Genomic DNA, 22,893 nt, shown 5'->3' with positions numbered 1-22,893 from the left:
GACGCCAGCACGACGAGTGCGGTGGCCGGCCCACGAGGGAGGGGATCCGCTCCCCGCACTCGTCGGTCGGTCACCGCACTCGTCGGGGTAGGAGGCGAACGGCCCCTCACTCGTCGAGGGTCAGCTCGACCTCGTGCGGGCCGATCTCGGTGGTGCGCGCCGCCCCCGCGGAGAGCTCCGCCGTCCGCGCGTCGAGTCCGGCCGGGTCGTCGGTGGTGACGTCGAGCTCGACCCCGTCCGGGCCCCAGCGGACGTCCAGCACAGAGATCAGCGAGGCCGTCGACGAGCGGAGCTCGGCCTCGATCCGCGCCCCGGTCGCGTGGTCCGCGGCGACCGTGCACCGCGTGAGGACCCGGACCCGCACCAGGGGGAGGCCGGCGAGCACCCCACCGACGGCGTCCCCGTACGCGCGCACGAGCCCGCCGGTCCCGAGCAGCGTGCCACCGAAGTACCGCACGACGACGACGGCCACCGCCTCGAGCCCCGCGCCCGACAGCCGGTCGAGCATGGGCCGCCCCGCCGTCCCCGAGGGCTCGCCGTCGTCGGAGCTGTGGGCCACCGGCGGGCCGCCGCCGTCGACGGGCAGGATCCACGCGGAGCAGTGGTGCCGGGCCTGCGGGTGCTCGGCGCGGGTGGCGGCCAGCAGTGCGCGGGCATCCTCGGCCGTGTCGGCCCGCGCCGCGTAGGCGAGGAACCGCGACCGCTTCTCCACGAGCTCGGACTCGGCCCGTGCGCCGCGCGCGGGCCGCAGGGCGGCGGGGGGTGCGTCGTCGTCGGGGCGGGGCGTCCCGGGGCCGGCGCCGGGCGCCCCGGCCGGATCCCCGGCGGGCGAGCCGGTCACTCGGCGGCCTGCTCCTCGCGGCCCAGGAGGTGCGCCACGCGCTCGGCGTCGAGGGCGTCGACATGGCGGTCGGGCGCGGTGCCGGTCGTCAGCACGAAGTCCGTCAGCTGCTTGCGGACCGTCGCGCGCAGCACGTCGGGGTCCCAGGGCTTGGCGATGTAGTGGTCGAGCCCGCCCTCGTTGACGGCGCGGATCGTGGCCGCCTGGTCCGCCTCCGCCGTCAGCAGGATCTTGCGCGAGTCGGACGTGCGCGGGTCGACCCAGGCCTCGACGAGCAGGTCGACGCCCTTGCGGCCCGGTAGCCCGTGGTCCACGAGCAGCAGCGCGGGAAGGTCCTCGTCGGCCATGACCTCGTCGACGATGGCCCACGCGTCGTCGACGGTGTCGGCCTCCTCGATCCGCACCGTCGCGGCGAACGGTTCCAGGTCACGCACGACGGCGGAGCGCACCCCGGGGTCGTCCTCCAGCACGACGACGGTCAGCCTCGGCTCGCTCATCTCGTCTCCCTCCCGGCGGCCGATGCCGCCACGTGCGCGCCCGGGTCGGGCGGCAGCTCCACGATCATCTCGGTCAGTCCCTCGCGCGAGCGTGCGTGCATCGTCCCGCCCGCGCGCTCGACGATGTCCTTGGACAGGGCGAGCCCCAGCCCGAGCCCGCCGCCGCGCCCGCCGGACCTGGTGGTGAACCGACGGGTGAAGATGCGGTCGAGGTCGCCCGCGGGGATGGGGGGACCGTCGTTCGCGAGGACCACGCGCACCAGGCCGTCGTCGGTCTGCGTGAGGTCGATCGTCAGCGTGCCGGAGCCGCCCATCGCGTCGGCGGCGTTGACGAGGACGTTGGTCCACACCTGGTCGAGGTGGCCGGGCTCGGCGCGCACCGGGGGGACGTCGCCGAGCGAGAGGTCGCAGCCGAGCCCGCGACGTCGGTGCTCGGTGAGCGTCAGCGCTGACCTGAGGGAGTCCGCCACCACGACGCTCTGGCGCGGGTCGGCGTCGGCGCGGGCGTCATGGGTGCTCGTCTCGTCGGCACCCTCGGCCGTGGGGGGCTCGGTGCCGGTCGTCGCCTGCACCTCGTCGCCCGGGGGGAGGGGGCGCACGTGCGCGCGGATGCTCGAGACCAGCGCGCCAACCTGGCGCGAGGCGGCGTCGAGGTGGCGCAGCGCATCCCCGACGGCGGTCGCGTGCCTCGCCCGCTCGATCGCCGGCTCGCCGCCGGCGGCGAGGTCGGCGGCATCGGCGGGGTCCTCGGCGCCGGCGGCCACCAGGCGGCGCGCGAGCACGTCGTCTCCCACCTCGCCCGTGATGGCCCGCCGCAGCGCACGCGCGTCCGCGCTCGAACGCAGCGTGCGGTCACGTGCGCTCGAGATGCGGCGCCGCGCGTCGCCGGCCCGGGCGCGGACATCGGCGTCGGCGGTGCCCTCGGCGAACGAGGCGAGCAGGTCGTCGAGGTCGTGGGCGAGATGGTCGAGCGCGCTGCGAATCGCCGCGACGGGGTTGGTCATCTCGTGCGCGATCCCCGCCGTGAGCTCGCCGAGCAGGGCGGTCGACGCCTGGGCGGCCTCGTCCTGGGACAGGGAATCGAGGTCCGGGGACGCGCCGTCGAGGTCGTGGTCGTTCCGGGCCGCGCTGTCGTCCGGGATCGCGGGGTCGGCCGCGCCGTCGTCGGTACCCGCGTGCGGGTTCGGCACGGTCGTCGCCTCCTCGGGCTCGGCAGTGCAACGATCCTAGACGGCCGGTGTGACGCGTCGCGCGCCCACCCGTCTGGCGAGGGATCTCACACGACGCGTAGGCTGTGCAGGTTGGCCCCCGTCCTGCACGCTCTGGCATCCTTGGGGGTCGTTGATCGTCCACCCGAGAAAGGAGCGGCAGGGTCATGGCAGTTCCCAAGCGCAAGATGTCCCGCAGCAACACCCGCTCTCGCCGGTCCCAGTGGAAGGCCGAGCTCACGCAGCTCGTCACCGTCCGCGTCAAGGGTCGCGAGATCAAGGTCCCCCGTCGTCTGGCGAAGGCCTACCAGAAGGGCCTCGTCGAGACCGACTGACGAGCCCGTTCCGCACGGCCCCGTACCCGCCAGGGTCCGGGGCCGTCGTCGTGCCCGGGGCCGGACACCCGATCGCCGCGCGGACCGGGGCGAACTGCCCGTCCGGCGCTCGACCACCGAGTCGCGGCCGGGGGAGGATGACGGGTCCCGCCGGTCCGGGCGGGCGTGAGTCGCAAGGAGTGAGCATGTCCGCCGTCCCGGGACTGGTGCGCGTCGAGGGCGCCGAGCGCCGCTACGCGTGGGGCTCGGCGGACCTCATCCCCGAGATGATCGGGACCACCCCCGACGGCGGCCCCGTCGCCGAGCTCTGGTTCGGCGCGCACCCCGAGGCACAGGCGCGCACGCGCCCCTGCGGAACGCCTGACGACGCCGCGACGGGCCGCACCCTCGGCGAGCACATCGCGGCGGACCCCTCCCGGACCCTCGGCCCCGACGTCGTCGGCCGGTACGGCGAGCAGCTGCCCTACCTCCTCAAGCTCGTCGCCCCCGCCCGCGCCCTCTCGCTGCAGGTCCATCCCGACCTCGAGCGCGCGCGGCGCCGATACGCCGAGGAGGAGGCCGCGGGCATCCCGCGCGGCGACTTCGCCCGCAGCTACCGCGACCCCAACCACAAGCCGGAGATGGTCTACGCCCTCACCCGGTTCGAGGCGGTGTGCGGGTTCCGCGCGCCGCGCCGCGCCATCGAGGTCCTCGCCGGGCTCGGCACCACGCTGACCACCGAGCTCGAGGAGACGCTGCGGCGCGCGCCGTCGGCCGACGGGGTGCGCGACGTCGTCGAGCGGCTGCTCCGGGACGAGACGCGCCCGGGCCCGGACGAGGTCGATGCGGTGGCGAGCGCGTGCGCGCGGCGGCTCGCGAGCGGCTCCTCGCCGTCGCCGCGCGTCGACCGGATCGTCGGCCAGCTGGCAGGGGAGCACCCGGGAGACCCGGGCGTCGTCGTCGCGCTCCTGCTCAACCCCGTCACCCTCCACCCGGGCGAGGCGATGTTCGTGCCCGCCGGCGCCGTGCACGCCTACCTCTCGGGATTCGCGGTGGAGATCATGGCCTCGTCGGACAACGTGCTGCGGGCGGGGCTCACGACCAAGCACGTCGACGTCGCCGAGGTCCTCGAGGCGCTCGACTACGTGGCGGCACCGCCCGTGCGGATCGCGCCCGAGACCGTGAGCGGCAGCGTCGGCGTCTACTACGCGCCGGTGGACGACTTCGAGCTCGCCGTCGTCACCCTCGACGGCGAGGGCCGGGCCCTCGTCCCCGGTCGTGGCCCGCGGATCCTGCTCGCGCTCGAGGGGGAGATCGACGTCGCGATCGACGGTCGCACGACGACGCTGCGCCGCGGTCAGGCCGCCTTCGTCGCCGGCGACCTGGGGCCCGTCAGCGTCAGCGGCGCCGGGCGGCTGGTCCAGGCCGACGTGCCCTGACCGACCGGCCCCGGCACCCGGCTCCTGGTGCCCGGCCCTCGGCGCCCGGCGCGTACCCGGGGAGAACTGGCCGCGTCTCGTGCGCGCCGGCCCGGGGCCACGGCGATAGCGTGTCGGCAGCCTCACCCGCGCCCGCGAGGGCGTACCCCGACCAGAGCGGAGTCCATCGGTGGACCACGAGCCCGGCCAGCAGTTCGCCGGCTACACGATCGTGCGCGAGCTCGGCCGCGGCGGCATGGGGTCGGTGTACCTCGCCAAGCACCCTCGGCTGCCCCGGTACGACGCCCTGAAGATGCTCAGCACCTCGCTCGCCAAGGACGACAGCTTCCGCAACCGCTTCGAGCGCGAGGCCGACCTCGCGGCCCAGATCTTCCACCGCAACGTGGTCGCCGTCTACGACCGCGGCGAGCACGACGGCCAGCTCTGGATCGCCATGCAGTACGTCGAGGGCACCGACGCCGCGGCCGCCCTCAAGGAGGCGGACGGCGGGCTCGACCCCGCCCGCGCCGTCCACATCGTCCACGAGGTCGCCGCGGGCCTGGACTTCGCCCACCGCACCGGGCTGCTGCACCGAGACGTCAAGCCGGCCAACATCCTGCTCGCGCCCCCGCTCGACCCCGACGACGAGGACGAGCCCGAGCAGGTCCTGCTCACCGACTTCGGCATCGCCAAGACCGTCGACGACGGCGAGAACCTCACCGGCACCGGCAACCTGCTGGCGACCCTCGCCTACGCCGCCCCGGAGCAGATCGAGGCCCACCACCTCTCGCACAAGGTCGACGTCTACGCCCTGGGCTGCGTGCTCTATGAGCTGCTCACCGGCAGCATCCCGTTCCCCGCGGAGACGCCGTTCAACAAGATGAACGCGCACCTCACGCTGGAGCCGCCCAAGCCGTCCGCCGCCGTGCCGGGGCTGGGCACGGCCTTCGACGACGTCGTCGCGAAGGCGATGGCCAAGGATCCCGCCGAGCGATTCGAGAGCTGCCGCGCGCTGAGCCGTGCGGCGTACGCCGCGCTGCGTGAGCAGCGGGCCGGCGAGAACGTGGACGGCGGTGCGGGTGCCGGTGCGGGGGCCGGGTCCGCGGGCGGCGGTGCAGGAGCAGGTGCCGGCGCGGGAGCCGGTGCCGGCGCGGCGGGGTCGTCGACGTCGGGCGGGCCGAGCGGCCTGCACACTGCCGGGCCGCCGACCGGCAGGCGCGTCGCAGGCCCCGGCGAGCGGACCGGGACCGGGCGGGCCGCGGCCCCCGGCGCGGGCTCCCAGGTGATGCCCGGGCGCCCCACGGGCGGCGTGCAGTACCCGAGCGAGTCCCACACGGGCCCACGCCCGCCTTTCACGGTCATGGTGCGTCGGTTCTTCGGCCCCGGGACCCAGTCGCTTCAGGTCGGTCCGGTGGACACGCGCCAGGTATCGCCCCAGGATCGCGGCGCGATCGAACAGCTGTTGCGCGACTCCCAGTTCTTCGACCTGCCGCCCCGCCTCCCGCTCGAGCGGGTGGTCCAGGGTGACCACCTCGAGGAGATCACCGTGGGCAGCGGTGGTCGGACCTGGACGGTGGCGTACGAGTTCCAGGGGGCTCGGCACCCCGAGGTCCTCGACGGGATCGGCCAGCGGCTCGCGCGGATGCAGCAGTGGCAGCCGACCGCCGCTGTCCCCGTGTCCGAGCAGGCCGGTGGGCCCGGTGGGGCACCTGCCGGTGGGCCCGCTCCTGGTCAGGGCGGCGTGCCCGGCGGTGCCCCCTCCGCGGCGTCCGGCGCCACGGGCAGCCACGGTGTCCCGGTCTCGGCCGCGTCCGGTGCCACCGGCCCGCACCCGGTGCCCGGTCCCGGCGGATCGCCTCAGCAAGGACCTGGCGGACCGGGCACGTCGGCCGGCTCCGCGACGGGTCCCGCGCCGTTCCCCGGTTCCCCTGCGTCGTCGGGCGGGCCCGCACCGTTCGCAGGGTCGCCTGGCCCCGCGGCGGGTCCTGCGCCGTTCGCAGGTTCCCCCGCGTCGACGGGTGGTCCTGCTCCGTTCGCGGGTTCGCCTGCGTCGGTGGGCGGGCCCGGACCGGCTCCGTACGGCGGACCGTCGCAGGCGCAGAAGCGTCGCGGCCTGAACCCGCTCGTGGTGGTCGTGGCGATCGTCGTCGGTCTCGTCGTCGTCGGTGGTGGGATCTGGCTTCTCGTCCGCGGAGGTGGCGACGAGGAGGCAGCGGAGCTCGCCGACGCCTGGGGCGAGCAGTCCTCGATCCCCGCCACCTTCACCGAGCTGGTCTCCACGCAGGAGGGCGGCCAGGGCTACAACTCGGCCACCTGCGCGAACGGCGTCTCCGCGCACATGGACACCCAGCCCGACGGCCTCGTCACGGCGGTCACCTGCACCCAGTCGGACGGCATCGAGTACTCGGTGCTGCAGTTCGACGGGAGCGCCTCGCGAGACGCCTTCACCACGGACGGGGACCAGAACCGTGGCTGGCAGAACTCGACCTGGAACTACAACAGCAACCCGGACGAGGAGGCCGGAATCCTCTTCCGGACCCCGCCGGAGGTCACCGACCCGGGCGAGCACTACACGACCTTCCACGACGCCGAGCGGCAGAACATGGTGGTCGCCGTGTACGGGGAGGGCATCGGCTCGGAGTCGCTGCACGACGACTGGTGGAACGCCTCGCCGTTCTGACGCACGGCCCGCCGCGCTGTGGAGCGGGTGACGGGAATCGAACCCGCGTAATCTGCTTGGAAGGCAGAGGCTCTACCATTGAGCTACACCCGCGCGCCCCGGTCGTGACCGGGGCGGCGCCCACGTTAGCAAGGTGGACGGCCCGCGCCGAAGCGGGCCGGGCGGTGAGTGATCGGTCTCTCGCAGCCGGGTCGCGGGCACCCCGCGGACGAGCGCGTGCGTACCCTGAGCGAGCGACCGTCGATCGGACCGCGCCCTCGGCGTACCGGACGGCGGGCCGCCGCCTCCGGGGGACCGGGGCGAACGGGGTGTGGCGCAGGTGGTAGCGCGTCCGCTTTGGGAGCGGAAGGCCGTGGGTTCAAGTCCCGCCACCCCGACCGTGTGATGTCCCAGGACATCGTGAACGAATCCGTCGCCCCAGGGATGTGGTCCCGGGGGCGCGCGGGCCGGCCCGCCCGGGTGCAGGCCACCCGGGCGGACCGGCCCGCGACGTCGACGGCCCCGGCGCGTCCTACCGCAGCGGCGTGGTGTCGCGGCTCGCGATGTGCTCCGGTCGCGGCGCGGAGGCGGCGTACGGCTCGGTCAGCGCGTTGTCCACGCTGTTGAACACGAGGAACACGTTGGAGCGCGGGTACGGCGTGATGTTGTTGCCCGACCCGTGCATGATGTTGGCGTCGAACCAGAGGGCCGACCCGGCGGGGCCGGTGAACTGGTCGATCCCGTGCTTCTCGGCCATCGCGGTGATGTCGTCCTCCGACGGCACGCCGATCCGCTGCTCCTTGAGCGAGGAGGCGTGGTTGTTGTCGGGCGTCTCGCCCACGCACGGGACGTAGGTGCGGTGCGAGCCGGGCATGACCATGAGACCGCCGTTGTAGGGGTAGTTCGGCGTGAGGGCGATGGAGCAGCTCACGGCGCGCGGCGCGGGCATGCCGTCCTCCGCGTGCCAGGTCTCGAAGTCCGAGTGCCAGTAGAAGCCCGTCCCCTTGAAGCCGGGCATGTAGTTCACCCGGGTCTGGTGGAGGTAGACCTCCGAGCCGAGGAGCTGCCGCGCCCGGTCGAGCAGGCGGGGGTCGCGGCTGAGCGCGTCCAGCACCTCGCTCAGGGCCTGCACCTCGAACACGGACCGGACCTCGCCGGTGGCCTTCTCGGTGACGAGCCGTGCGTCGTCGGTCAGGCGCGGGTCCGTAGCGAGCCGGTCGAGCTCGGCGCTGAAGGCCCGGACCTCCTGCGGCGTGACGAAGTCCTCGAGGATCGTGAAGCCGCGGGACTCGTGCGCCTCGAGCGCGGCCGCATCGAACGGCCCGTCCGCCTCCGTGCCCCACACCGTGGGGTGCGCACGGTCGGCGAAGCTGCCCGGCGTCGCGAGGCGGGTGCGGTAGTGGTCGGTGGTCGGATCGAGGGCTGTGGTCATGAGTCTCCCTTTCCTCGGGCGACGAGACCGTCCGTGGACGGGTCCCGCGCGCGGCGGCGCCGGGCTCGGCCCGGTCGTCCGCTCTGCTCGGTCACCAGCGGTTGCACGCTGTGCTCTTGTCCGCCACCCCGGCCGACGTGGGCGGGTGGCTCACTCCCACCGTACGCATCGTCGCCAGATCTGCACGTCGTGACTGTGGACAGCCAGGGTTGGGTCTCGCCCCGCGGGGACGACGACGCTCGCTCCCCGGGTACGACGACGCCCCATGTCCCGAGCGCGACGACGCCGGCCACAGGCACGACGACGCCTCCCGGCCCTTGCGGGCGGGAGGCGTCGGTCGTCGGTCGGGTCAGCGCTCTTCGGAGGCGGGTCAGCGCGCCTCGTAGGAGAGGCAGTCGGCCTCGGCGCCGCCGACCCTGATGAACTCGGCCGCGCACTCGAGGTCCTTGTTGTGCACGCAGGACGTGCGCTGGCAGGCACCGACCTGGGCGACGATCTTGTCGAGCCCACCCTTGATGTTGAGGGGCAGGAACGTCGCACACTGCGCGTCCTGCCCGACGGTGACGGCAAACGCGGTGCAGCCGTCGTGGTTGTACGAGCAGGCGCCGACCGAGCACTCGGTGACGTGGGGCATCTCCATGACACTCATGACCATCTCCTTCGACCGAGGCACGTTGATCGCGCCGCTTATGAAGAATGTAGAACGATATCGAATGCGCGTCTAGAAAGGTATGGCACGCCTTACCGCTTGTTTCGAGCAATCATTGATTTGTGCGTGGCTAATGTTTTCTTATTCGTCCGTGTCACTTATTTCTGGAACCCGGCGTCCAGGCGCGCGCATCGACCGCGCGGCGGCGTGGCCGCCTCTGTCGCCCCCGGCACGAGGCGCGCCACGGTCGGTCGGCGCTCTATGGCGCCGCCTGCGGATGAGCCGCGTATCGACGTCGCAGCCGTTGACGTCGAAAACGTAGTCGGACACCTTGACGTCAATATCGTCGTCGGAGGATCGAATGGCGTACATCGGCAGGATTGCCGGCCCGAGTCGCTCGGACGGATCATCCGGCAGTCGCGCCTGCTCGAGGGGTTCACGCAGAGCGAGCCGGCCGACCAGCCCGGCACCACCCAGAGGTACGTCCGGGAGCTCGAGGCAGGCAAGCCGTCGATCCTCGTCGACCGCCTCTTTGCGTACATGCGCACGACCGGGTCGTTGCCGCCGACGTGGCCTGACGCCGCTCCGCCGGCGCGGAGAGCGGCCGCTCGTCCGCACGCTCGCCTGCCGGCCCGGCGCGCCGGATCACCTCCCCGCGTCCCACCACCGGCGCGCGGACCGCTCGGACAGCACCCAGGCCACCGCGATCGCGCCCGGCACGTAGAGCCAGATCGCCGGGCCGACGGGGTCGTCCACCTCGGCCGTGCTCCGCGCGAGCAGCACCAGGGCCCCGACACCGAGCGTGGACAGGAAGAGAAGCGCGCCGACCGCAGTGTCGAACGCCTTGCGTCGACCGGCGTCCCGGTGCACACCGTGGCCCGCGAGGGAGGCGAGCGCGAGGAACGAGACGAGCGCGGGCAGGCAGAGCACGATCACCACGACGATGCCGTCCGTCGCCAGTGCCCCCTCGGCGGTCGCCTGGAGCGCCGCCCACGCGAGGGCGAAGGATCGTTCCTCGCCGTCGTGCGTGTAGTGGATGAACGGCAGGACGAGCCCCGCGACGAGCAGGGCGCTCGCCGTGGCCATGACGAACCGGACGAGGGCGGTCTCGAGCTCGAGCACCCGCCCCTCGAGGCTGCGTACCTCGCGGCGGAGGTCGGTGGCGCTCGGATCGGTGGTCATGGCGGCTCCGTCGTCGGGGCGTGTGTGTCGCAGCCGAGCGTAGGCGCCGGCCCAGGAGCCGGGTCGCGCTCCGGGTGTGGTGTGGCCCGGATGACGCTGTCCCTGGGTCGTTCACCCTCTACGCGAGCCGCGGTGTGCCGTAGGATCGTGAGGATCGTGCGTGCCCACGCCTGCTCGACGAGGCGTGCGGCGCCACCCCACGGGTCCCACCGCGCCGCCGTGCGCGCTGCCCCGTGCTCAAGTCAGCTACCGACGAGTTGGAGTACCCCGCAGTGAAGACGGACGTGGAGAACCTCGAGGCCACCAGGGCCCGGCTGACCGTGACGGTCCCGTACGAGGACCTCAGCTCGGCGATCGACTCCGCCTACGCCACGGTCTCCCAGCAGGTGAGCATCCCCGGCTTCCGCAAGGGCAAGGTCCCGGCCCGGATCATCGACCAGCGCGTGGGCCGTGCCGCGGTCCTCGACCAGGCGATCAACAGCCAGATGGACTCCCTCTACCGCGAGGCCGTCGGCGAGTCGGGCGTCAACCCGCTCGGCCGGCCGGAGATCGAGGTCACCGAGCTCCCTGCCGTCACCGGCCCCCTCGGCGGTCAGCTCGTCTTCACGGCCACCATGGACGTGCGCCCCGAGATCGAGCTCCCCGACTTCTCCACGATCACCCTGACGGTGGCCGACTCCGAGGTCTCGGACGAGGACGTCGAGGAGCGTCTGACCGCCCTGCGCGAGCGCTTCGGCACGCTGACGGGCGTGGACCGCGCCGTCGAGACCGGCGACTTCGTCACGCTCGACCTGTCCGCCATGGTCGACGGCGAGGAGGTCGACACCGCGTCGGGCATCTCCTACGAGGTCGGCTCCGGCTCGATGCTCCCCGGCCAGGACGAGGCCCTCGTCGGCCTCACCGCGGGCAAGGAGGGCACCTTCACCACGACGCTCGCCGGCGGCGACCACGCCGGCAAGGAGGCCGACGTCTCCGTGACGCCGACCGCCGTCAAGGTCCGCGAGCTCCCTGACGCCGACGACGACTTCGCCCAGCTCGCCTCCGAGTTCGACACGCTCGAGGAGCTGCGCGCCGACCTGCGTACCCAGGTGGCCTCCGACCGCGCCGGCAACCAGGCCGTCGAGGCCCGTGACCTGCTCCTGGCGCACCTGCGCGACAACCTCGAGGTCCCGATCCCCTCGGGCGTCGTCGACGCCGAGATCGCCCGTCACCTCGAGGCGGAGGGCAAGCCCGAGGGCGACCCGCACGGCGAGGAGATCCGCGGCGAGACCGAGGAGCTCCTGCGCGACCAGATCATCCTCGACACGATCTCCGACCAGGTCTCGGTTCAGGTCTCGCAGAACGAGCTGCTCGAGTTCCTCGTCGAGCAGGCCCAGCAGTACGGCATGGACCCGAACAACTTCATCCAGGCCGCCGGCCAGACCGGGCAGCTGCCCGCCTTCATGGGTGAGGTCGCCCGCAACAAGGCCCTCGCCGTGGTGCTCCGCGACGTCAAGGTCGTCGACGGCTCCGGCACCGAGCTCGACCTCTCCGAGTACCTCGGCTCCGAGGAGACCGACCAGGCCGAGGCGGAGCTCGACGAGATCGACGCCGAGGAGAGCGAGGAGTCGGCCGACAGCGCGGACTCCGGCGACTCGGCCGACAGCGCCGACTCGGCGGACTCCCCGGACAGCCCCGAGTCCGCCGACAGCGCGGACGAGGCAGCAGAGGCCGAGACCGAGAAGCCTGCCGCCAAGAAGCCCGCTGAGAAGAAGGCTGCCGCCAAGAAGCCGGCCGCGAAGAAGCCTGCTGCCAAGAAGGCGGCCGCTGAGGAGTCCGACGAGGCGACGACCGACTCGGACGCCTGACCCGGGCACCATCCGCCACGAGGGGCGGCCGACCACCGGTCGGCCGCCCCTCGGCCCGTGTACGCCCCTTGGCCCGTGTACGCCCCTCGGCGCGTGTACGCCCAGAGGCGTGTGTACGCCCGGCGTGGCTGCCCTGGCGGCCCCGGCGCGGCTGCCCGTGCGCCGACAGCGAAAAGGCCCCGGACAGGGGCAGGAACCTCGGCCGCGCGCGGTTAGGGTCCAGTGACTACCCGCGGCGGAGGCACTCCGCACCGCCGCCCCCACCTTCGATCTAGGAGCTGCACGTGAGCGAACCGATCGCGCGCGCCGAGGCGAGCAACCTCGGTCTGAACGACAGCATCTACAACCGGCTGCTCAAGGAGCGCATCATCTGGCTCGGCTCGGAGGTGCGCGACGAGAACGCGAACGCCATCTGCGCGCAGATGCTCCTCCTCGCCGCCGAGGACCCGGACGAGGACATCTTCCTCTACATCAACAGCCCCGGCGGCTCGATCACCGCGGGCATGGCCATCTACGACACGATGCAGTACGTCAAGCCCGACGTCGCCACGGTCGGCATGGGCCTGGCCGCCTCGATGGGGCAGTTCCTGCTCACCTCGGGCACCAAGGGCAAGCGCTACGCCACGCCGCACGCCCGCGTGATGATGCACCAGCCCTCGGGCGGCATCGGCGGCACGGCCACCGAGATCAAGATCAACGCCGAGCTCATCCTTCACATGAAGAAGGTCCTCGCCGAGCTCACGGCGGAGCAGACCGGCCAGCCGCTGGACCGGATCAACTCCGACGCCGACCGCGACCGGTGGTTCACGGCCGCCGAGGCGCTCGAGTACGGCTTCATCGACCACGTGGTCGCCAGCGCCGCCGCCGTCACCGGTTCGGGTGGCACCGCGTCCGACGACGAGTCCGACCCGTCCTCCACGTCCTGAGCCCCGCGACCACCGAAGGAGTCCGAATGAACCTCCCCATGATGGGCCGCGCCGGCTTCGCACCGAACGGCGCCACCGCCCCGATGCCCGGCGGGACCGCCCCGCAGAGCCCGACCTCGCGCTACATCCTCCCGTCCTTCGAGGAGCGCACCGCCTACGGCTACAAGCGCCAGGACCCGTACGCCAAGCTCTTCGAGGACCGCATCATCTTCCTCGGCGTGCAGGTGGACGACGCCTCGGCCGACGACGTCATGGCCCAGCTGCTCGTCCTGGAGTCGCAGGACCCGGACGGCGTCATCACCATGTACATCAACAGCCCCGGCGGCTCGTTCACGGCGCTGACCGCGATCTACGACACGATGCAGTACATCAAGCCGGAGATCCAGACGGTCTGCCTCGGGCAGGCCGCCTCGGCCGCTGCCGTGCTCCTCGCGGCCGGCTCCCCGGGGCGCCGCCTCGCGCTGCCCAACGCGCGCGTGATGATCCACCAGCCCGCCCTCGAGGGCGGCGGCTACGCGCAGGCCTCGGACATCGAGATCCACGCCAACGAGGTCCAGCGGATGCGCCAGTGGCTCGAGCAGACGCTCGCGCACCACACGTCCCAGGACTCGGAGACGATCTCGCGGGACATCGAGCGCGACAAGATCCTCACCGCCCAGCAGGCGCTGGAGTACGGGATCGTCGACCAGGTCCTGGAGTCCCGGAAGAACACCGAGCCGGTAACCATCCAGAAGTAGCCTCGCGCACAGCGCCCCCGGACCAACGGTCCGGGGGCGCCGTCGCGCGTGGGCGCGGCCCGACGGCGTCTCGCACCTGCCGTACGGACGGTGCGCCGTGGCGCATGGGCGCGGCCCGACGGCGTCGCGCACCTGCCGTACGGACCGTGCACCGTGGCGCGGACGACGAGGCGCGCCGGGCAAACGCAGATGCCTACCGGGTCGCGCGTGTGCGAAGGTTGAGCCGAGAGCCGTACCCAGCGGCGAGCGGCCCCGGACCGCGACGAGACAAGGAGGACCCGATGGTGCGCACTGGACCCGCCACGGCGGACCTCCTCACGTGCTCGTTCTGCGGGAAGAGCCAGAAGCAGGTCAAGAAGCTGATCGGCGGCCCGGGCGTCTACATCTGCGACGAGTGCGTCGAGCTGTGCAACGAGATCATCGACGAGGAGCTGGCCGAGCTCGGCGAGTCCTCCCTGGAGGACCTGCCCAAGCCCCGCGAGATCTTCGACTTCCTGGGCGAGTACGTGGTCGGGCAGGACGAGGCGAAGCGTGGCCTCGCCGTCGCGGTCTACAACCACTACAAGCGGGTGCGGTCGGCCGAGGAGAAGCCGGCGCCGGACGCCGTGGAGATCCAGAAGTCCAACATCCTCATGATCGGCCCGACGGGTACGGGCAAGACCTACCTCGCACAGTCGCTCGCGAAGATGCTCGACGTCCCGTTCGCCATCGCGGACGCCACGGCGCTGACGGAGGCCGGCTACGTCGGCGAGGACGTGGAGAACATCCTCCTCAAGCTCATCCAGTCCGCCGACTTCGACGTGAAGAAGGCCGAGACCGGCATCATCTACATCGACGAGATCGACAAGGTGGCCCGCAAGGCCGAGAACCCGTCGATCACCCGCGACGTCTCCGGCGAGGGCGTCCAGCAGGCGCTGCTGAAGATCATCGAGGGCACCTCCGCGGCGGTGCCGCCGCAGGGCGGGCGCAAGCACCCCCACCAGGAGTTCCTGCAGATCGACACGACGAACGTGCTGTTCATCGTGGCCGGTGCGTTCGCCGGCCTCGAGGACATCGTGAGCAGCCGTGTGGGGCGGCACGGCATCGGCTTCGGCGCCGCCCTCAAGGGCACCGAGAGCGAGGCCGACCTGCTGACCAAGGTCTCGCCCGAGGACCTGCACAAGTTCGGGCTCATCCCCGAGCTCGTCGGGCGCCTGCCCGTCACGGCGACGGTCAATGCGCTCACCCAGTCCGACCTGGTGACGATCCTGACGGAGCCGAAGAACGCGCTCGTCAAGCAGTACCAGAAGATCTTCGACCTCGACGGCGTGCAGCTCGAGCTCACGGACGAGGCCGTGGAGGCCATTGCCGAGCTCGCGCTCGAGCGCGGGACGGGGGCGCGCGGGCTGCGCGCCATCATGGAGAACACCCTGCGCGAGACCATGTTCGACGTGCCCTCGCGCGACGACGTCGAGAAGGTCGTCGTCACCGCCGAGTCGGTGCGCAGCGGCCAGGCGCCGACCCTGGCGCTGCGCAGCAAGACCCGGCGTCGCCAGCAGCGCTCCGCCTGACGCTCCGCGGCGCTCCGCGACTCCCCGGGGATGCCCTGACCTCCCCGCTACGCACCGTCCCGAACGTTGCTTGTCCGCCCGACCGGCGCCGCGGGGCTGCCCGCACCTCACACTGGCCGTCCCGCCACACCCCACGTGTCAATCTGGGTTGACAGACTGTCCGCTGTCAACCAAAGTTGACGCATGGCCGTCAAGGACACCGCAGTCGCCGCGCAGGACCCGGACCCCCGGCGCGGGCTCCGCGGCGTGCGCGCGCTCAGAGAGCTCGCCGACCGGCTGGAGATCCTCCAGGTCGAGCGCGCCCGGGACGAGGGCTGGTCGTGGCAGGAGATCGCCGACCAGCTGGGCGTGAGCAGGCAGGCGGCGCACAAGAAGCACGGCCGGGGACGCTGAGGAGGAGCTCCGCATGAAGGTCAACCGGTTCACGAGCGAGGCACGGGCTGCCGTCGTGCACGCGCAGGAGCTGGCCCGCCGGGCCGGGGCTCCGCAGATCGAGGTCGTGCACGTCGCACGCGCCGCCCTCACCACGGACGGGGAGGCGGCCCGTGCCCTGGGTGCCGGGGGCGTGGACGTCGACGGGGCCAGGGCCGGCCTCGCGGCCCGGCTGAGCGGTCCGGGCCTGGACGGCGAGGCGCTTGCCGGGCTCGGGATCGACGTCGACGCCGTCCGGAGTGCCACCGACGCGACGTTCGGCGAGGGCGCGTTCGCGCGCGCCGACCTCATCGCCCGCAACCGCGGGCGCCGTGGGAATCATCTGCCGTTCACCGCCGCCGCGCGGAAGGTCCTCCAGCTCGCGCTGCGCGAGGCGGTACGCCTGGGGGACAAGGCCATCGACGAGCGGCACATCCTCCTGGCGGTGCTCAGGTCCGGCGGCCCGGTCGCCGAGACGCTCGCGCAGGCGACCGACCGGCCGTCCGTGCGCCGGGCGCTCGAGGCCGGCTCGCGGGTCGCCTGACGGTCCGGACGGCCTGCGGGGCATCCGCTTCCCGGTCGTTGCACCCGATCCCCAGGGCGGTCGGTCTACGGTGGTGCGCATGACCGACGCCGCGCGCACCGAGCCGGACGATCTGCCCGAGGGGCTGCGGTCCGCCCGCGGGACGATCGACAACATCGACGCCGCCCTCATCCATCTCCTCGCCGAGCGGTTCCGCTGCACCCAGGCCGTGGGGCGGCTCAAGGCCGAGCAGGGGCTGCCGCCGTCCGACCCCGGGCGCGAGGAGCGGCAGGTGGCGCGGCTGCGTGAGAAGGCGGAGGAGGCCGGGCTCGACCCCGTGTTCGCGGAGAAGTTCCTCGACTTCATCGTCGCCGAGGTCATCCAGCACCACGAGACGATCGCCGAGGAGCACGGCCGGTCCTGACGGTCTGGCCTCGGCACGGGCGCGGCTTCGGCGCCAGGTGCAGCTCGTCCCAGATACATTGGCAGCCATGGGTGCTCTCGATATCCGCTTCAGCAAGCCCTTCATCATCGCCATGATCGTGGTCGGGGTGCTCCTGCTCGGCACCACGTTCCTCAGCCGGAGTTGGGCGATCTCGTTGCCGGGCTTCCTTCTCCTGCTCTTCGGCCTCCTCGCACTCGTCAACCCGATGGCGCGCGTCGAGCAGGGGGAGGCGCAGCGCAAGAACCTCTTCGGGATGACCCTCAAGCGCTTCCCCATCCGGGCGCAGTCCGACCTGCGAGCGGACGAGAAGGCTCTCTGGCACGTGCCGACCGGCAAGAAGGTCACCACGCTCGGGTTCGGCGTCGACAAGGCCGACGCCGCAGCGATCCGAGCGCAGTTCGGAGGCCAGCCCCAACAGGGTCAGCCGCACCAGGGGCCCCCGCAGCAGGTCATGCCCGCGCACCAGGGCGCGCCGTACGGCCAGTCCGCGCAGGGCTACCCGCAGCAGGGAATGCCGCCTCAGGGTGCTGGTGCCCCGCACGGCCAGCCGGCCCCGCAGGGCTACGGACAGCCGCCGCAGGGCTACGGCCAGGCGCAGCCCGGCCAGCAGCCCCCGCAGGGCTACGGCCAGGCGCAGCCCGGCCAGCAGCCCCCGCAGTAGGCCGCGGCGGCCGGCTGCGGTCAGCCGATCGTGACGGCGTTGAGCGCCTCGCCGGTGACCCCATCGACGGTCACGCGCACGCGATCGTGGCCGTCCCGCAGGACCACGGTCGTCAGCGGTCGGTCGATACCGTCCGGCACCCCGATCCGTTCGATCTCGCCGTCCTGCACCTCGCTCGCCGTGCGTGCGGCGTCCTCGGCCGTGACGACCCACTCGGCCAGGACCGCGGTCGGGACCTCCGGGACGTGCGGGTGGGTCAGCGGATGACGTTCCGGCTCGCCCACGGCGGGGAACGCGACCGTCGAGACGGTAGAGCCGTCCGTCGTGTGCACGGCCCACTCGGTCGCCTCGGCCTCGTGGAACTCGTCCGGCGCCGTGGTGTCGTCGCTGTAGTGGACCCGGATGAACTCGGGCTGCACCGCCAGTGTGAGCTCTCCGTCGCCGGCCGCGTCCTCGGCCAGTCGGGCGACGTCCGCCGGTGTGAGCCTCCCGAGCTCGCTGATCGCCTCGACCGCGTGTCGCTCCAGCCGGTCGAACGCGTCGTCCGGGAGGCCGAGGTCGTCGTCCGACGTCGGCAGGGTGCCTGCCGCTCCGCCCGCACCTCCGGCCCCCGCCGATCCGCCGGCCGGCCCGCCGGGCCCGCCGGCGCAGGCGGCCAGCGATAGCCCGAGCACCACCAGCGCGGCTGCAGCCAGCGGGCGGAGCGTCATCGGGGCGGGGGGACGGTCGGCGGTACGCATGGCAGGACGCTAGGACCCGCGCCCCGCGGGCGGAGGAGGGCGGGGTACCCCTGCCCTCCTGCGGGACGGACGACCAGACCCGGCGACGTCGGGCACCGGACCGCCCACCGGCGGCGTCCGCCCCGGCTACCTCCCGATTAGGCCTTGGTCGACCGCTCCGGCTTCGGCCCGGCGTAGAGCTCGTCGATGACGTCGGCGAACCGCTCGTGCACGGGGGCGCGCTTGACCTTCGACGACGGCGTGAGCAGGTCGTTCTCCAGCGTGAAGTCGGTGTCGAGGATCGTGAACTTGCGGATCGACTCGGCGCGGCTGACCGCCCGGTTGGCCCGTTCGACGGCGCGGTCCAACGCCTCGCGCACCTTCTCGTTCCGGGCGGCCTCGGCCACGCTCATCTCGGGCAGGTCGTGGTTGGTCAGCCACTGCGGCAGCATCTCGGCGTCGAGGGTGACCAGGGCGCCGATGAACGGCCGACCCTCGCCGACGACGACCACCTGGGAGACGATCGGGTGGCCGCGCAGCCGGTCCTCGAGCACGGCGGGCGCCACGTTCTTCCCGCCGGCCGTCACGATGATCTCCTTCGCGCGGCCGGTGATCGAGAGGTAGCCGTCGTCGTCGAGCGTCCCGAGATCGCCGGTGCGGAACCAGCCGTCGTCGGTGAACGACTCGCGGGTGGCCGCCTCGTCGTCGTGGTACCCGCGGAACACGTGCGGGCCCTTGATCTCGATCTCGTTCGTCTCCGAGATCCGCACCAAGGTGCCGGGGTAGGCGGGGCCGACGGTGCCGATCTTGATGCGGCCGGGCAGGTTGACGGACGTGGGCGCGCCGGTCTCGGTCAGGCCGTAGCCCTCGAGGATGACGAGCCCCATGCCGCGGTAGAAGTGCCCGAGCCGCGTGCCGAGCGGGCCGCCGCCGGACACGGCGTAGCGCAGGTTCCCGCCCATGACCTCGCGGAGCGTGGAGAACACGAGGCGGTCGGCGACCTTGCGCTGGGCGGCGAGCACCCGGCCCACGCCGTGGCCGGACTCCTCGGCGCGCGAGGTGCGCTCGGCGACCTTCGCGGCCCAGCGGAAGATCCGGCGCCGGACCGTCGAGGCGGAGGCCTTGGCGTCCGCGGAGTTGTAGACCTTCTCGAACACGCGCGGGACGGCGAGAAGGAAGGAGGGCCGGAAGCTCTGCAGGTTCGGGACGAGCTGCTTGAGGTCGGGGCTGTGGGCGAGGACCGCACCCGAGTGCACGCACAGCACGGAGACGAACCGGCCGAACACGTGCGCGAGCGGGATGAACAGCAGGGTGCGGGCGCCGTCGCTCGCCACCACGTCGCGCAGGTTGGGGTCCGCGACGCCGTTGACCACGAGCGCCACGAAGTTGCCGTGCGTGAGCTCGACCCCCTTGGGCCGGCCGGTGGTGCCGGAGGTGTAGATGATGGTGGCGACGTCCGACCCGGTGCGCGCGGAGATGCGGGCCTCCACCTCGCCGTCCTCGACGCCCGCGCCCCGGCGGACGAGCTCGTCGATCGCCCCGTCGTCGATCGTCAGGGTCTCGCGCAGGGCGGGCGCGTTCGGGGCGGCCTCCGAAAGGACCGCGGCGCGGTCGGCGTCGTCGACGAACGCCAGCACCACGCCCGCGTTGGTGAGGATCCACTCGCACTGCTCGGCCGAGGAGGTCTCGTAGATCGGCACCGGCACGGCGCCCGCGCTCCAGGCCGCGAGGTCGAGCAGCGTCCACTCGTAGCGGGTCGCGGACATGATGGCGACCCGGTCGCCCACCTCGACGCCCGACGCGATCAGGCCCTTGGCGACCTCCACGACCTGCGTGTGGAACTGGGCGACCGACACGGTGTCCCAGCCGCCGGACGGCGTGGCCACCTCGAACATCGGGGCCGTGCCGCCATTCTCCAGGCGGGCCCGCAGCAGGTGCGGGATCGTCGTCGAGCCGTCGATCTCGCCGCGCGCCTCGGTGCTGGACGTGGGCTGGGTCATCGCATCCTCCGTGGTCGCGCGTGGGGGGTCAGGAGAGGCCGGCACCCCGCCGGTGGGGTCCTGGGCACCCGGAACGAGGGTACGTGCTCAGGCGGCCGGCTCGAGCAGGTGGTCGGTGACCGCGGTGGTCTCCACGCCGTCGGTGATGGTCAGCTCGCCGCGGATCTTGGCCGCGTCGCGCAGGTCGCCGGCGACCGACCGGACGAAGGCGGCGTCCGCCGTCGGGACCGCGAGCGTGACCGAGGCGAACGGGACCTTCTGGGAGACCTTGGCCTCCGACTTCACCTTGCGCAGCGCCGCCAGGGCGCGCCCGGCCGCGCCGACGAGCCCGGCGTCCGCGTCCCCGGCCGCGGCGCGCAGCTGGTCGCCGGTCGGCCAGTCGGCGGAGTGGACCGAACCCTCGCGGTACCAGGTCCACACCTCGTCCGTGGCGAAGGGGAGGAACGGCGCGAGCAGCCGGACGTAGGTGTCGACGGCGAGCGCGAGCGCCGCGCGGGCGGACTCCTTGGCACCGGGCTCGGCGGTGCCGTCCCGGTCGTAGGCCCGCTCCTTGACGAGCTCGAGGTAGTCGTCGCAGAACGTCCAGAACGAGGACTCCGTGACCTCCAGCGCCTTGGCGTGCTCGAAGGCGTCGAGCGCGCGGGTGGCCTGGGCGACGACGTCGGTCAGCCCGGCGAGCATCGCCCGGTCGATCTCGTGCGTCACCAGGGCCGGGTCGAGCTCGAGGTCGGCGTCGCCGCCCATCGTCAGGGCGAACTTCGAGGCGTTGAGGATCTTGATCGCCAGGCGCCGGCCGATCTTCATCTGTGAGACCTCGAAGGCGGTGTCGACGCCGAGCTTCGCGGACGTCGCCCAGTACCTGACCGCGTCGGAGCCGTGCTCCTCGAGCAGCGCCATCGGCGTGACGACGTTGCCCTTGGACTTGCTCATCTTCTTGCGGTCCGGGTCGAGGATCCACCCCGAGATCGCGGCGTCGGACCACGGCAGCGCGCCGAACTCCAGGTGCGCGCGCACCACCGAGGAGAACAGCCACGTGCGGATGATGTCGTGCCCCTGCGGGCGCAGGTCCATCGGGTACACGCGGTCGAACAGGTCCTCGTCGCGCAGCCAGCCGGCCGCGATCTGCGGGGTGAGCGAGGACGTGGCCCACGTGTCGAGGATGTCGGCCTCCCCGACGAACCCGCCGGCCTGCCCCCGCTGGGACTCCTCGTAGCCCGGCGCCGGGTCGGAGGTGGGGTCGACCGGCAGCGCGGACTCGTCCGGAACGATTGGGGACTCGTGCCGGACCTCGCCGTGCTCGTCGAGCGGGTACCACAGCGGGATCGGCACGCCGAAGAAGCGCTGGCGGCTGACCAGCCAGTCCGAGTTGAGGCCGTCGACCCAGTTCTCGTAGCGCGACTGCATGAAGCCCGGGTGGAAGCGCAGGTCGCGGCCGCGCTGAAGGAGGTTCGTGCGCAGGTCGACGCCGTTGGTGTCCTCGTGTGCGCGCCCGCCGTTGCGGATGTACCACTGGCGCGAGGTGACGATCTCCAGCGGCTTGTCGCCCCGCTCGTAGAAGTTCGCCTTGCGCTGCGTGGGCGTGGGGTCGTCGAGCATCTCGCCGGACTCCCGCGCGGCCGCGGCGACCGCCTCGCGGGCGGAGAACGCGGTCTTCCCGGCGAGCTGCTCGGCGTAGAGCTCGGCGCCGGAGCCGGTGAGCCACTCGGGTGTGGCGCGCAGCAGGCGGCCGTCGCGCCCGACGACGGCGCGGGTGGCCAGGTCGAGCTCGCGCCACCAGATGACGTCGGTGAGGTCACCGAACGTGCAGACCATCGCGATGCCGGTGCCCTTGTCCGCTTCGGCGGCGGGGTGGGCGAGCACGGGGACCTCGACGTCGAACAGCGGCGTGCGCACGGTGCGGCCGAACAGGAAGCGGTACCGCTCGTCGTCGGGGTGGGCGACGAGGGCCACGCACGCGGGCAGCAGCTCGGGGCGGGTGGTCTCGATGACGACGTCGGCCGCCTCGTCGGTGTGGAACGCGAGCCGGTGGTAGTGCCCGGGGTAGTCGCGGGCCTCGAGCTCGGCCTGGGCGACGGCGGTCTGGAAGGTGACGTCCCACAGCCCTGGCGCCTCGGACTGGTAGGCCTCGCCGCGGGCGAGGTTGCGCAGGAACGCGGTCTGGGAGGCGCGCTGGGCGTCAGCCCCGATCGTCTGGTAGGTCTGCCGCCAGTCGACGGACAGGCCGAGGCGGCGGAACACCTGCTCGAAGGCCTCCTCGTCCGAGGCGGCCAGGCGCAGGCACAGCTCGACGAAGTTCTTCCGGCTCACCGGCACCTGGTCGGCGGCCCGGACCGACTTCCCGTCCCCGCCCTCCTGGGGCGGAGTGAAGCCGGGCTCGTAGGGCAGGGAGGGGTCGCAGCGCACGCCGTAGTAGTTCTGCACGCGACGCTCGGTGGGCAGCCCGTTGTCGTCCCACCCCATCGGGTAGAACACCGAGCGACCACGCATCCGCTGGAAGCGGGCGAGCACGTCGGTCTGGGTGTAGCTGAAGACGTGGCCCACGTGCAGGGAGCCCGACGCCGTGGGCGGCGGGGTGTCGATCGAGAAGACGTCGGCCCGGTCGGCCGTGCGGTCGAACGCGTACGTGCCGAGCTCGCTCCAGCGGGCGTCGTGCCGATCCTCCAGCCCGTCGGTCCCTACCTTGTCCGGCGCCGTGGGGGCGGGAAGACGGGTGGGTCGCGAGGTGGAGGACGGGGTGCTCATGGTGTCCGATTGTTCCACGGTGAGGGCGCTGCCCGGGTGGGCCGAACGGTGGCGGGCGCGACTCTCGCGGGCCCGTGGAGGAGGTCTGCGGCGTCGGCCTGCGGCTCACCCGCGTGACCTCGCGTCGATTCC

20 protein-coding genes and 2 tRNA genes are annotated in these 22,893 nt (G+C 72.7%); 12 read left to right on the top strand and 10 right to left on the bottom strand.

Annotated features, from left to right (window positions below; translation table 11 throughout):
- Positions 1–106: 106 nt before the first annotated feature.
- The 3 genes from ACPYO4_RS07050 to ACPYO4_RS07040 are packed head-to-tail and all read right to left on the bottom strand — an operon-like array spanning position 107 to position 2,528.
- Positions 107–841 (bottom strand): IMPACT family protein, encoded by a 735-nt coding sequence (locus ACPYO4_RS07050; protein ID WP_425708506.1) that lies wholly within the window; start codon positions 839–841, stop codon positions 107–109.
- The gene (locus tag ACPYO4_RS07045) at positions 838–1,338 is read right to left on the bottom strand and encodes a response regulator (protein WP_425708505.1); all 501 of its coding nucleotides are present in this window, start codon (positions 1,336–1,338) and stop codon (positions 838–840) included. Before ACPYO4_RS07045 ends, ACPYO4_RS07050 begins: the two co-directional genes overlap by 4 nt.
- Positions 1,335–2,528: a sensor histidine kinase gene (locus ACPYO4_RS07040; RefSeq protein WP_425708504.1), complete on the bottom strand. Its 1,194-nt coding sequence runs from the start codon at positions 2,526–2,528 to the stop codon at positions 1,335–1,337. The genes ACPYO4_RS07045 and ACPYO4_RS07040 overlap by 4 nt, the downstream gene beginning before the upstream one ends.
- A 185-nt stretch (positions 2,529–2,713) precedes the next feature.
- Here ACPYO4_RS07040 and rpmF point away from each other — a divergent pair, with 185 nt between their 5' ends.
- From rpmF to ACPYO4_RS07025, 3 genes are all read left to right on the top strand, one after another.
- Positions 2,714–2,881, top strand: coding sequence for a 50S ribosomal protein L32 (rpmF, locus tag ACPYO4_RS07035; protein WP_425708503.1), 168 nt, complete (start codon positions 2,714–2,716; stop codon positions 2,879–2,881).
- A gap of 185 nt (positions 2,882–3,066) precedes the next feature.
- Positions 3,067–4,299, top strand: coding sequence for a mannose-6-phosphate isomerase, class I (gene manA / locus ACPYO4_RS07030; RefSeq protein ID WP_425708502.1), 1,233 nt, complete (start codon positions 3,067–3,069; stop codon positions 4,297–4,299).
- Between the two features lie 169 nt (positions 4,300–4,468).
- Positions 4,469–6,958 (top strand): protein kinase domain-containing protein, encoded by a 2,490-nt coding sequence (locus ACPYO4_RS07025; RefSeq protein ID WP_425708501.1) that lies wholly within the window; start codon positions 4,469–4,471, stop codon positions 6,956–6,958.
- A 19-nt stretch (positions 6,959–6,977) separates the two neighbouring features.
- On the opposite strand, the gene ACPYO4_RS07020 is transcribed toward ACPYO4_RS07025, so the two are convergent.
- Positions 6,978–7,051 (bottom strand) — tRNA-Gly (locus ACPYO4_RS07020).
- A 211-nt stretch (positions 7,052–7,262) separates the two neighbouring features.
- Here ACPYO4_RS07020 and ACPYO4_RS07015 point away from each other — a divergent pair.
- Positions 7,263–7,335 (top strand) — tRNA-Pro (locus ACPYO4_RS07015).
- A 134-nt stretch (positions 7,336–7,469) separates the two neighbouring features.
- Here the strand turns inward: ACPYO4_RS07015 and thpD are convergent.
- From thpD to ACPYO4_RS07000, 3 genes are all read right to left on the bottom strand, one after another.
- A complete protein-coding gene (gene thpD / locus ACPYO4_RS07010; protein ID WP_425708500.1) occupies positions 7,470–8,369 on the bottom strand; it encodes an ectoine hydroxylase in 900 nt (299 codons plus the stop codon).
- Between the two features lie 370 nt (positions 8,370–8,739).
- A complete protein-coding gene (locus ACPYO4_RS07005; protein WP_425708499.1) occupies positions 8,740–9,018 on the bottom strand; it encodes a DUF1540 domain-containing protein in 279 nt (92 codons plus the stop codon).
- A gap of 645 nt (positions 9,019–9,663) precedes the next feature.
- A complete protein-coding gene (locus ACPYO4_RS07000) occupies positions 9,664–10,200 on the bottom strand; it encodes a hypothetical protein (protein WP_425708498.1) in 537 nt (178 codons plus the stop codon).
- A gap of 233 nt (positions 10,201–10,433) precedes the next feature.
- Between ACPYO4_RS07000 and tig the strand changes: the two genes are divergently transcribed.
- From tig to ACPYO4_RS06960, 8 genes are all read left to right on the top strand, one after another.
- Positions 10,434–12,047 (top strand): trigger factor, encoded by a 1,614-nt coding sequence (gene tig, locus ACPYO4_RS06995; RefSeq protein ID WP_425708497.1) that lies wholly within the window; start codon positions 10,434–10,436, stop codon positions 12,045–12,047.
- Between the two features lie 284 nt (positions 12,048–12,331).
- The gene (locus ACPYO4_RS06990) at positions 12,332–12,973 is read left to right on the top strand and encodes an ATP-dependent Clp protease proteolytic subunit (protein WP_425708496.1); all 642 of its coding nucleotides are present in this window, start codon (positions 12,332–12,334) and stop codon (positions 12,971–12,973) included.
- Between the two features lie 26 nt (positions 12,974–12,999).
- Positions 13,000–13,710, top strand: a complete 711-nt coding sequence (locus ACPYO4_RS06985) for an ATP-dependent Clp protease proteolytic subunit (protein ID WP_425708495.1) — start codon at positions 13,000–13,002, stop codon at positions 13,708–13,710.
- 281 nt (positions 13,711–13,991) lie between these two features.
- Positions 13,992–15,260, top strand: a complete 1,269-nt coding sequence (gene clpX, locus ACPYO4_RS06980) for an ATP-dependent Clp protease ATP-binding subunit ClpX (RefSeq protein WP_425708494.1) — start codon at positions 13,992–13,994, stop codon at positions 15,258–15,260.
- Between the two features lie 183 nt (positions 15,261–15,443).
- Positions 15,444–15,653: a helix-turn-helix domain-containing protein gene (locus ACPYO4_RS06975; protein WP_425708493.1), complete on the top strand. Its 210-nt coding sequence runs from the start codon at positions 15,444–15,446 to the stop codon at positions 15,651–15,653.
- Positions 15,654–15,666: 13 nt separating this feature from the next.
- Positions 15,667–16,215, top strand: coding sequence for a Clp protease N-terminal domain-containing protein (locus tag ACPYO4_RS06970; protein WP_425708492.1), 549 nt, complete (start codon positions 15,667–15,669; stop codon positions 16,213–16,215).
- A gap of 79 nt (positions 16,216–16,294) precedes the next feature.
- Positions 16,295–16,618 (top strand): chorismate mutase, encoded by a 324-nt coding sequence (locus ACPYO4_RS06965; RefSeq protein WP_425708491.1) that lies wholly within the window; start codon positions 16,295–16,297, stop codon positions 16,616–16,618.
- 67 nt (positions 16,619–16,685) lie between these two features.
- Positions 16,686–17,300, top strand: a complete 615-nt coding sequence (locus tag ACPYO4_RS06960; RefSeq protein ID WP_425708490.1) for a hypothetical protein — start codon at positions 16,686–16,688, stop codon at positions 17,298–17,300.
- Between the two features lie 20 nt (positions 17,301–17,320).
- Here the strand turns inward: ACPYO4_RS06960 and ACPYO4_RS06955 are convergent, their stop codons facing one another.
- From ACPYO4_RS06955 to valS, 3 genes are all read right to left on the bottom strand, one after another.
- Positions 17,321–18,040, bottom strand: coding sequence for a hypothetical protein (locus ACPYO4_RS06955; protein ID WP_425708489.1), 720 nt, complete (start codon positions 18,038–18,040; stop codon positions 17,321–17,323).
- 137 nt (positions 18,041–18,177) lie between these two features.
- Positions 18,178–20,019: an AMP-dependent synthetase/ligase gene (locus tag ACPYO4_RS06950; protein ID WP_425708488.1), complete on the bottom strand. Its 1,842-nt coding sequence runs from the start codon at positions 20,017–20,019 to the stop codon at positions 18,178–18,180.
- Positions 20,020–20,106: 87 nt separating this feature from the next.
- Positions 20,107–22,761 (bottom strand): valine--tRNA ligase, encoded by a 2,655-nt coding sequence (gene valS / locus ACPYO4_RS06945; RefSeq protein WP_425708487.1) that lies wholly within the window; start codon positions 22,759–22,761, stop codon positions 20,107–20,109.
- Between the last annotated feature and the right edge of the window lie 132 nt (positions 22,762–22,893).

The organism is Georgenia sp. Z1491, assembly GCF_049856175.1.
Classification (GTDB): domain Bacteria; phylum Actinomycetota; class Actinomycetes; order Actinomycetales; family Actinomycetaceae; genus JB111.
This window is presented reverse-complemented; position numbering and strand designations above follow the sequence as displayed.

Coding starts and splice junctions, on each gene's coding strand:
- ACPYO4_RS06955 (WP_425708489.1), bottom strand. CDS start 18,040: ATGCGTACCGCCGACCGTCCCCCCGCCCCGATGACGCTCCGCCCGCTG.
- ACPYO4_RS06970 (WP_425708492.1), top strand. CDS start 15,667: ATGAAGGTCAACCGGTTCACGAGCGAGGCACGGGCTGCCGTCGTGCAC.
- ACPYO4_RS07045 (WP_425708505.1), bottom strand. CDS start 1,338: ATGAGCGAGCCGAGGCTGACCGTCGTCGTGCTGGAGGACGACCCCGGG.
- clpX (WP_425708494.1), top strand. CDS start 13,992: ATGGTGCGCACTGGACCCGCCACGGCGGACCTCCTCACGTGCTCGTTC.
- thpD (WP_425708500.1), bottom strand. CDS start 8,369: ATGACCACAGCCCTCGATCCGACCACCGACCACTACCGCACCCGCCTC.
- ACPYO4_RS06960 (WP_425708490.1), top strand. CDS start 16,686: ATGGGTGCTCTCGATATCCGCTTCAGCAAGCCCTTCATCATCGCCATG.
- ACPYO4_RS07000 (WP_425708498.1), bottom strand. CDS start 10,200: ATGACCACCGATCCGAGCGCCACCGACCTCCGCCGCGAGGTACGCAGC.
- manA (WP_425708502.1), top strand. CDS start 3,067: ATGTCCGCCGTCCCGGGACTGGTGCGCGTCGAGGGCGCCGAGCGCCGC.
- ACPYO4_RS06965 (WP_425708491.1), top strand. CDS start 16,295: ATGACCGACGCCGCGCGCACCGAGCCGGACGATCTGCCCGAGGGGCTG.
- valS (WP_425708487.1), bottom strand. CDS start 22,761: ATGAGCACCCCGTCCTCCACCTCGCGACCCACCCGTCTTCCCGCCCCC.
- rpmF (WP_425708503.1), top strand. CDS start 2,714: ATGGCAGTTCCCAAGCGCAAGATGTCCCGCAGCAACACCCGCTCTCGC.
- ACPYO4_RS06985 (WP_425708495.1), top strand. CDS start 13,000: ATGAACCTCCCCATGATGGGCCGCGCCGGCTTCGCACCGAACGGCGCC.
- ACPYO4_RS06975 (WP_425708493.1), top strand. CDS start 15,444: ATGGCCGTCAAGGACACCGCAGTCGCCGCGCAGGACCCGGACCCCCGG.
- ACPYO4_RS06950 (WP_425708488.1), bottom strand. CDS start 20,019: ATGACCCAGCCCACGTCCAGCACCGAGGCGCGCGGCGAGATCGACGGC.
- ACPYO4_RS07005 (WP_425708499.1), bottom strand. CDS start 9,018: ATGAGTGTCATGGAGATGCCCCACGTCACCGAGTGCTCGGTCGGCGCC.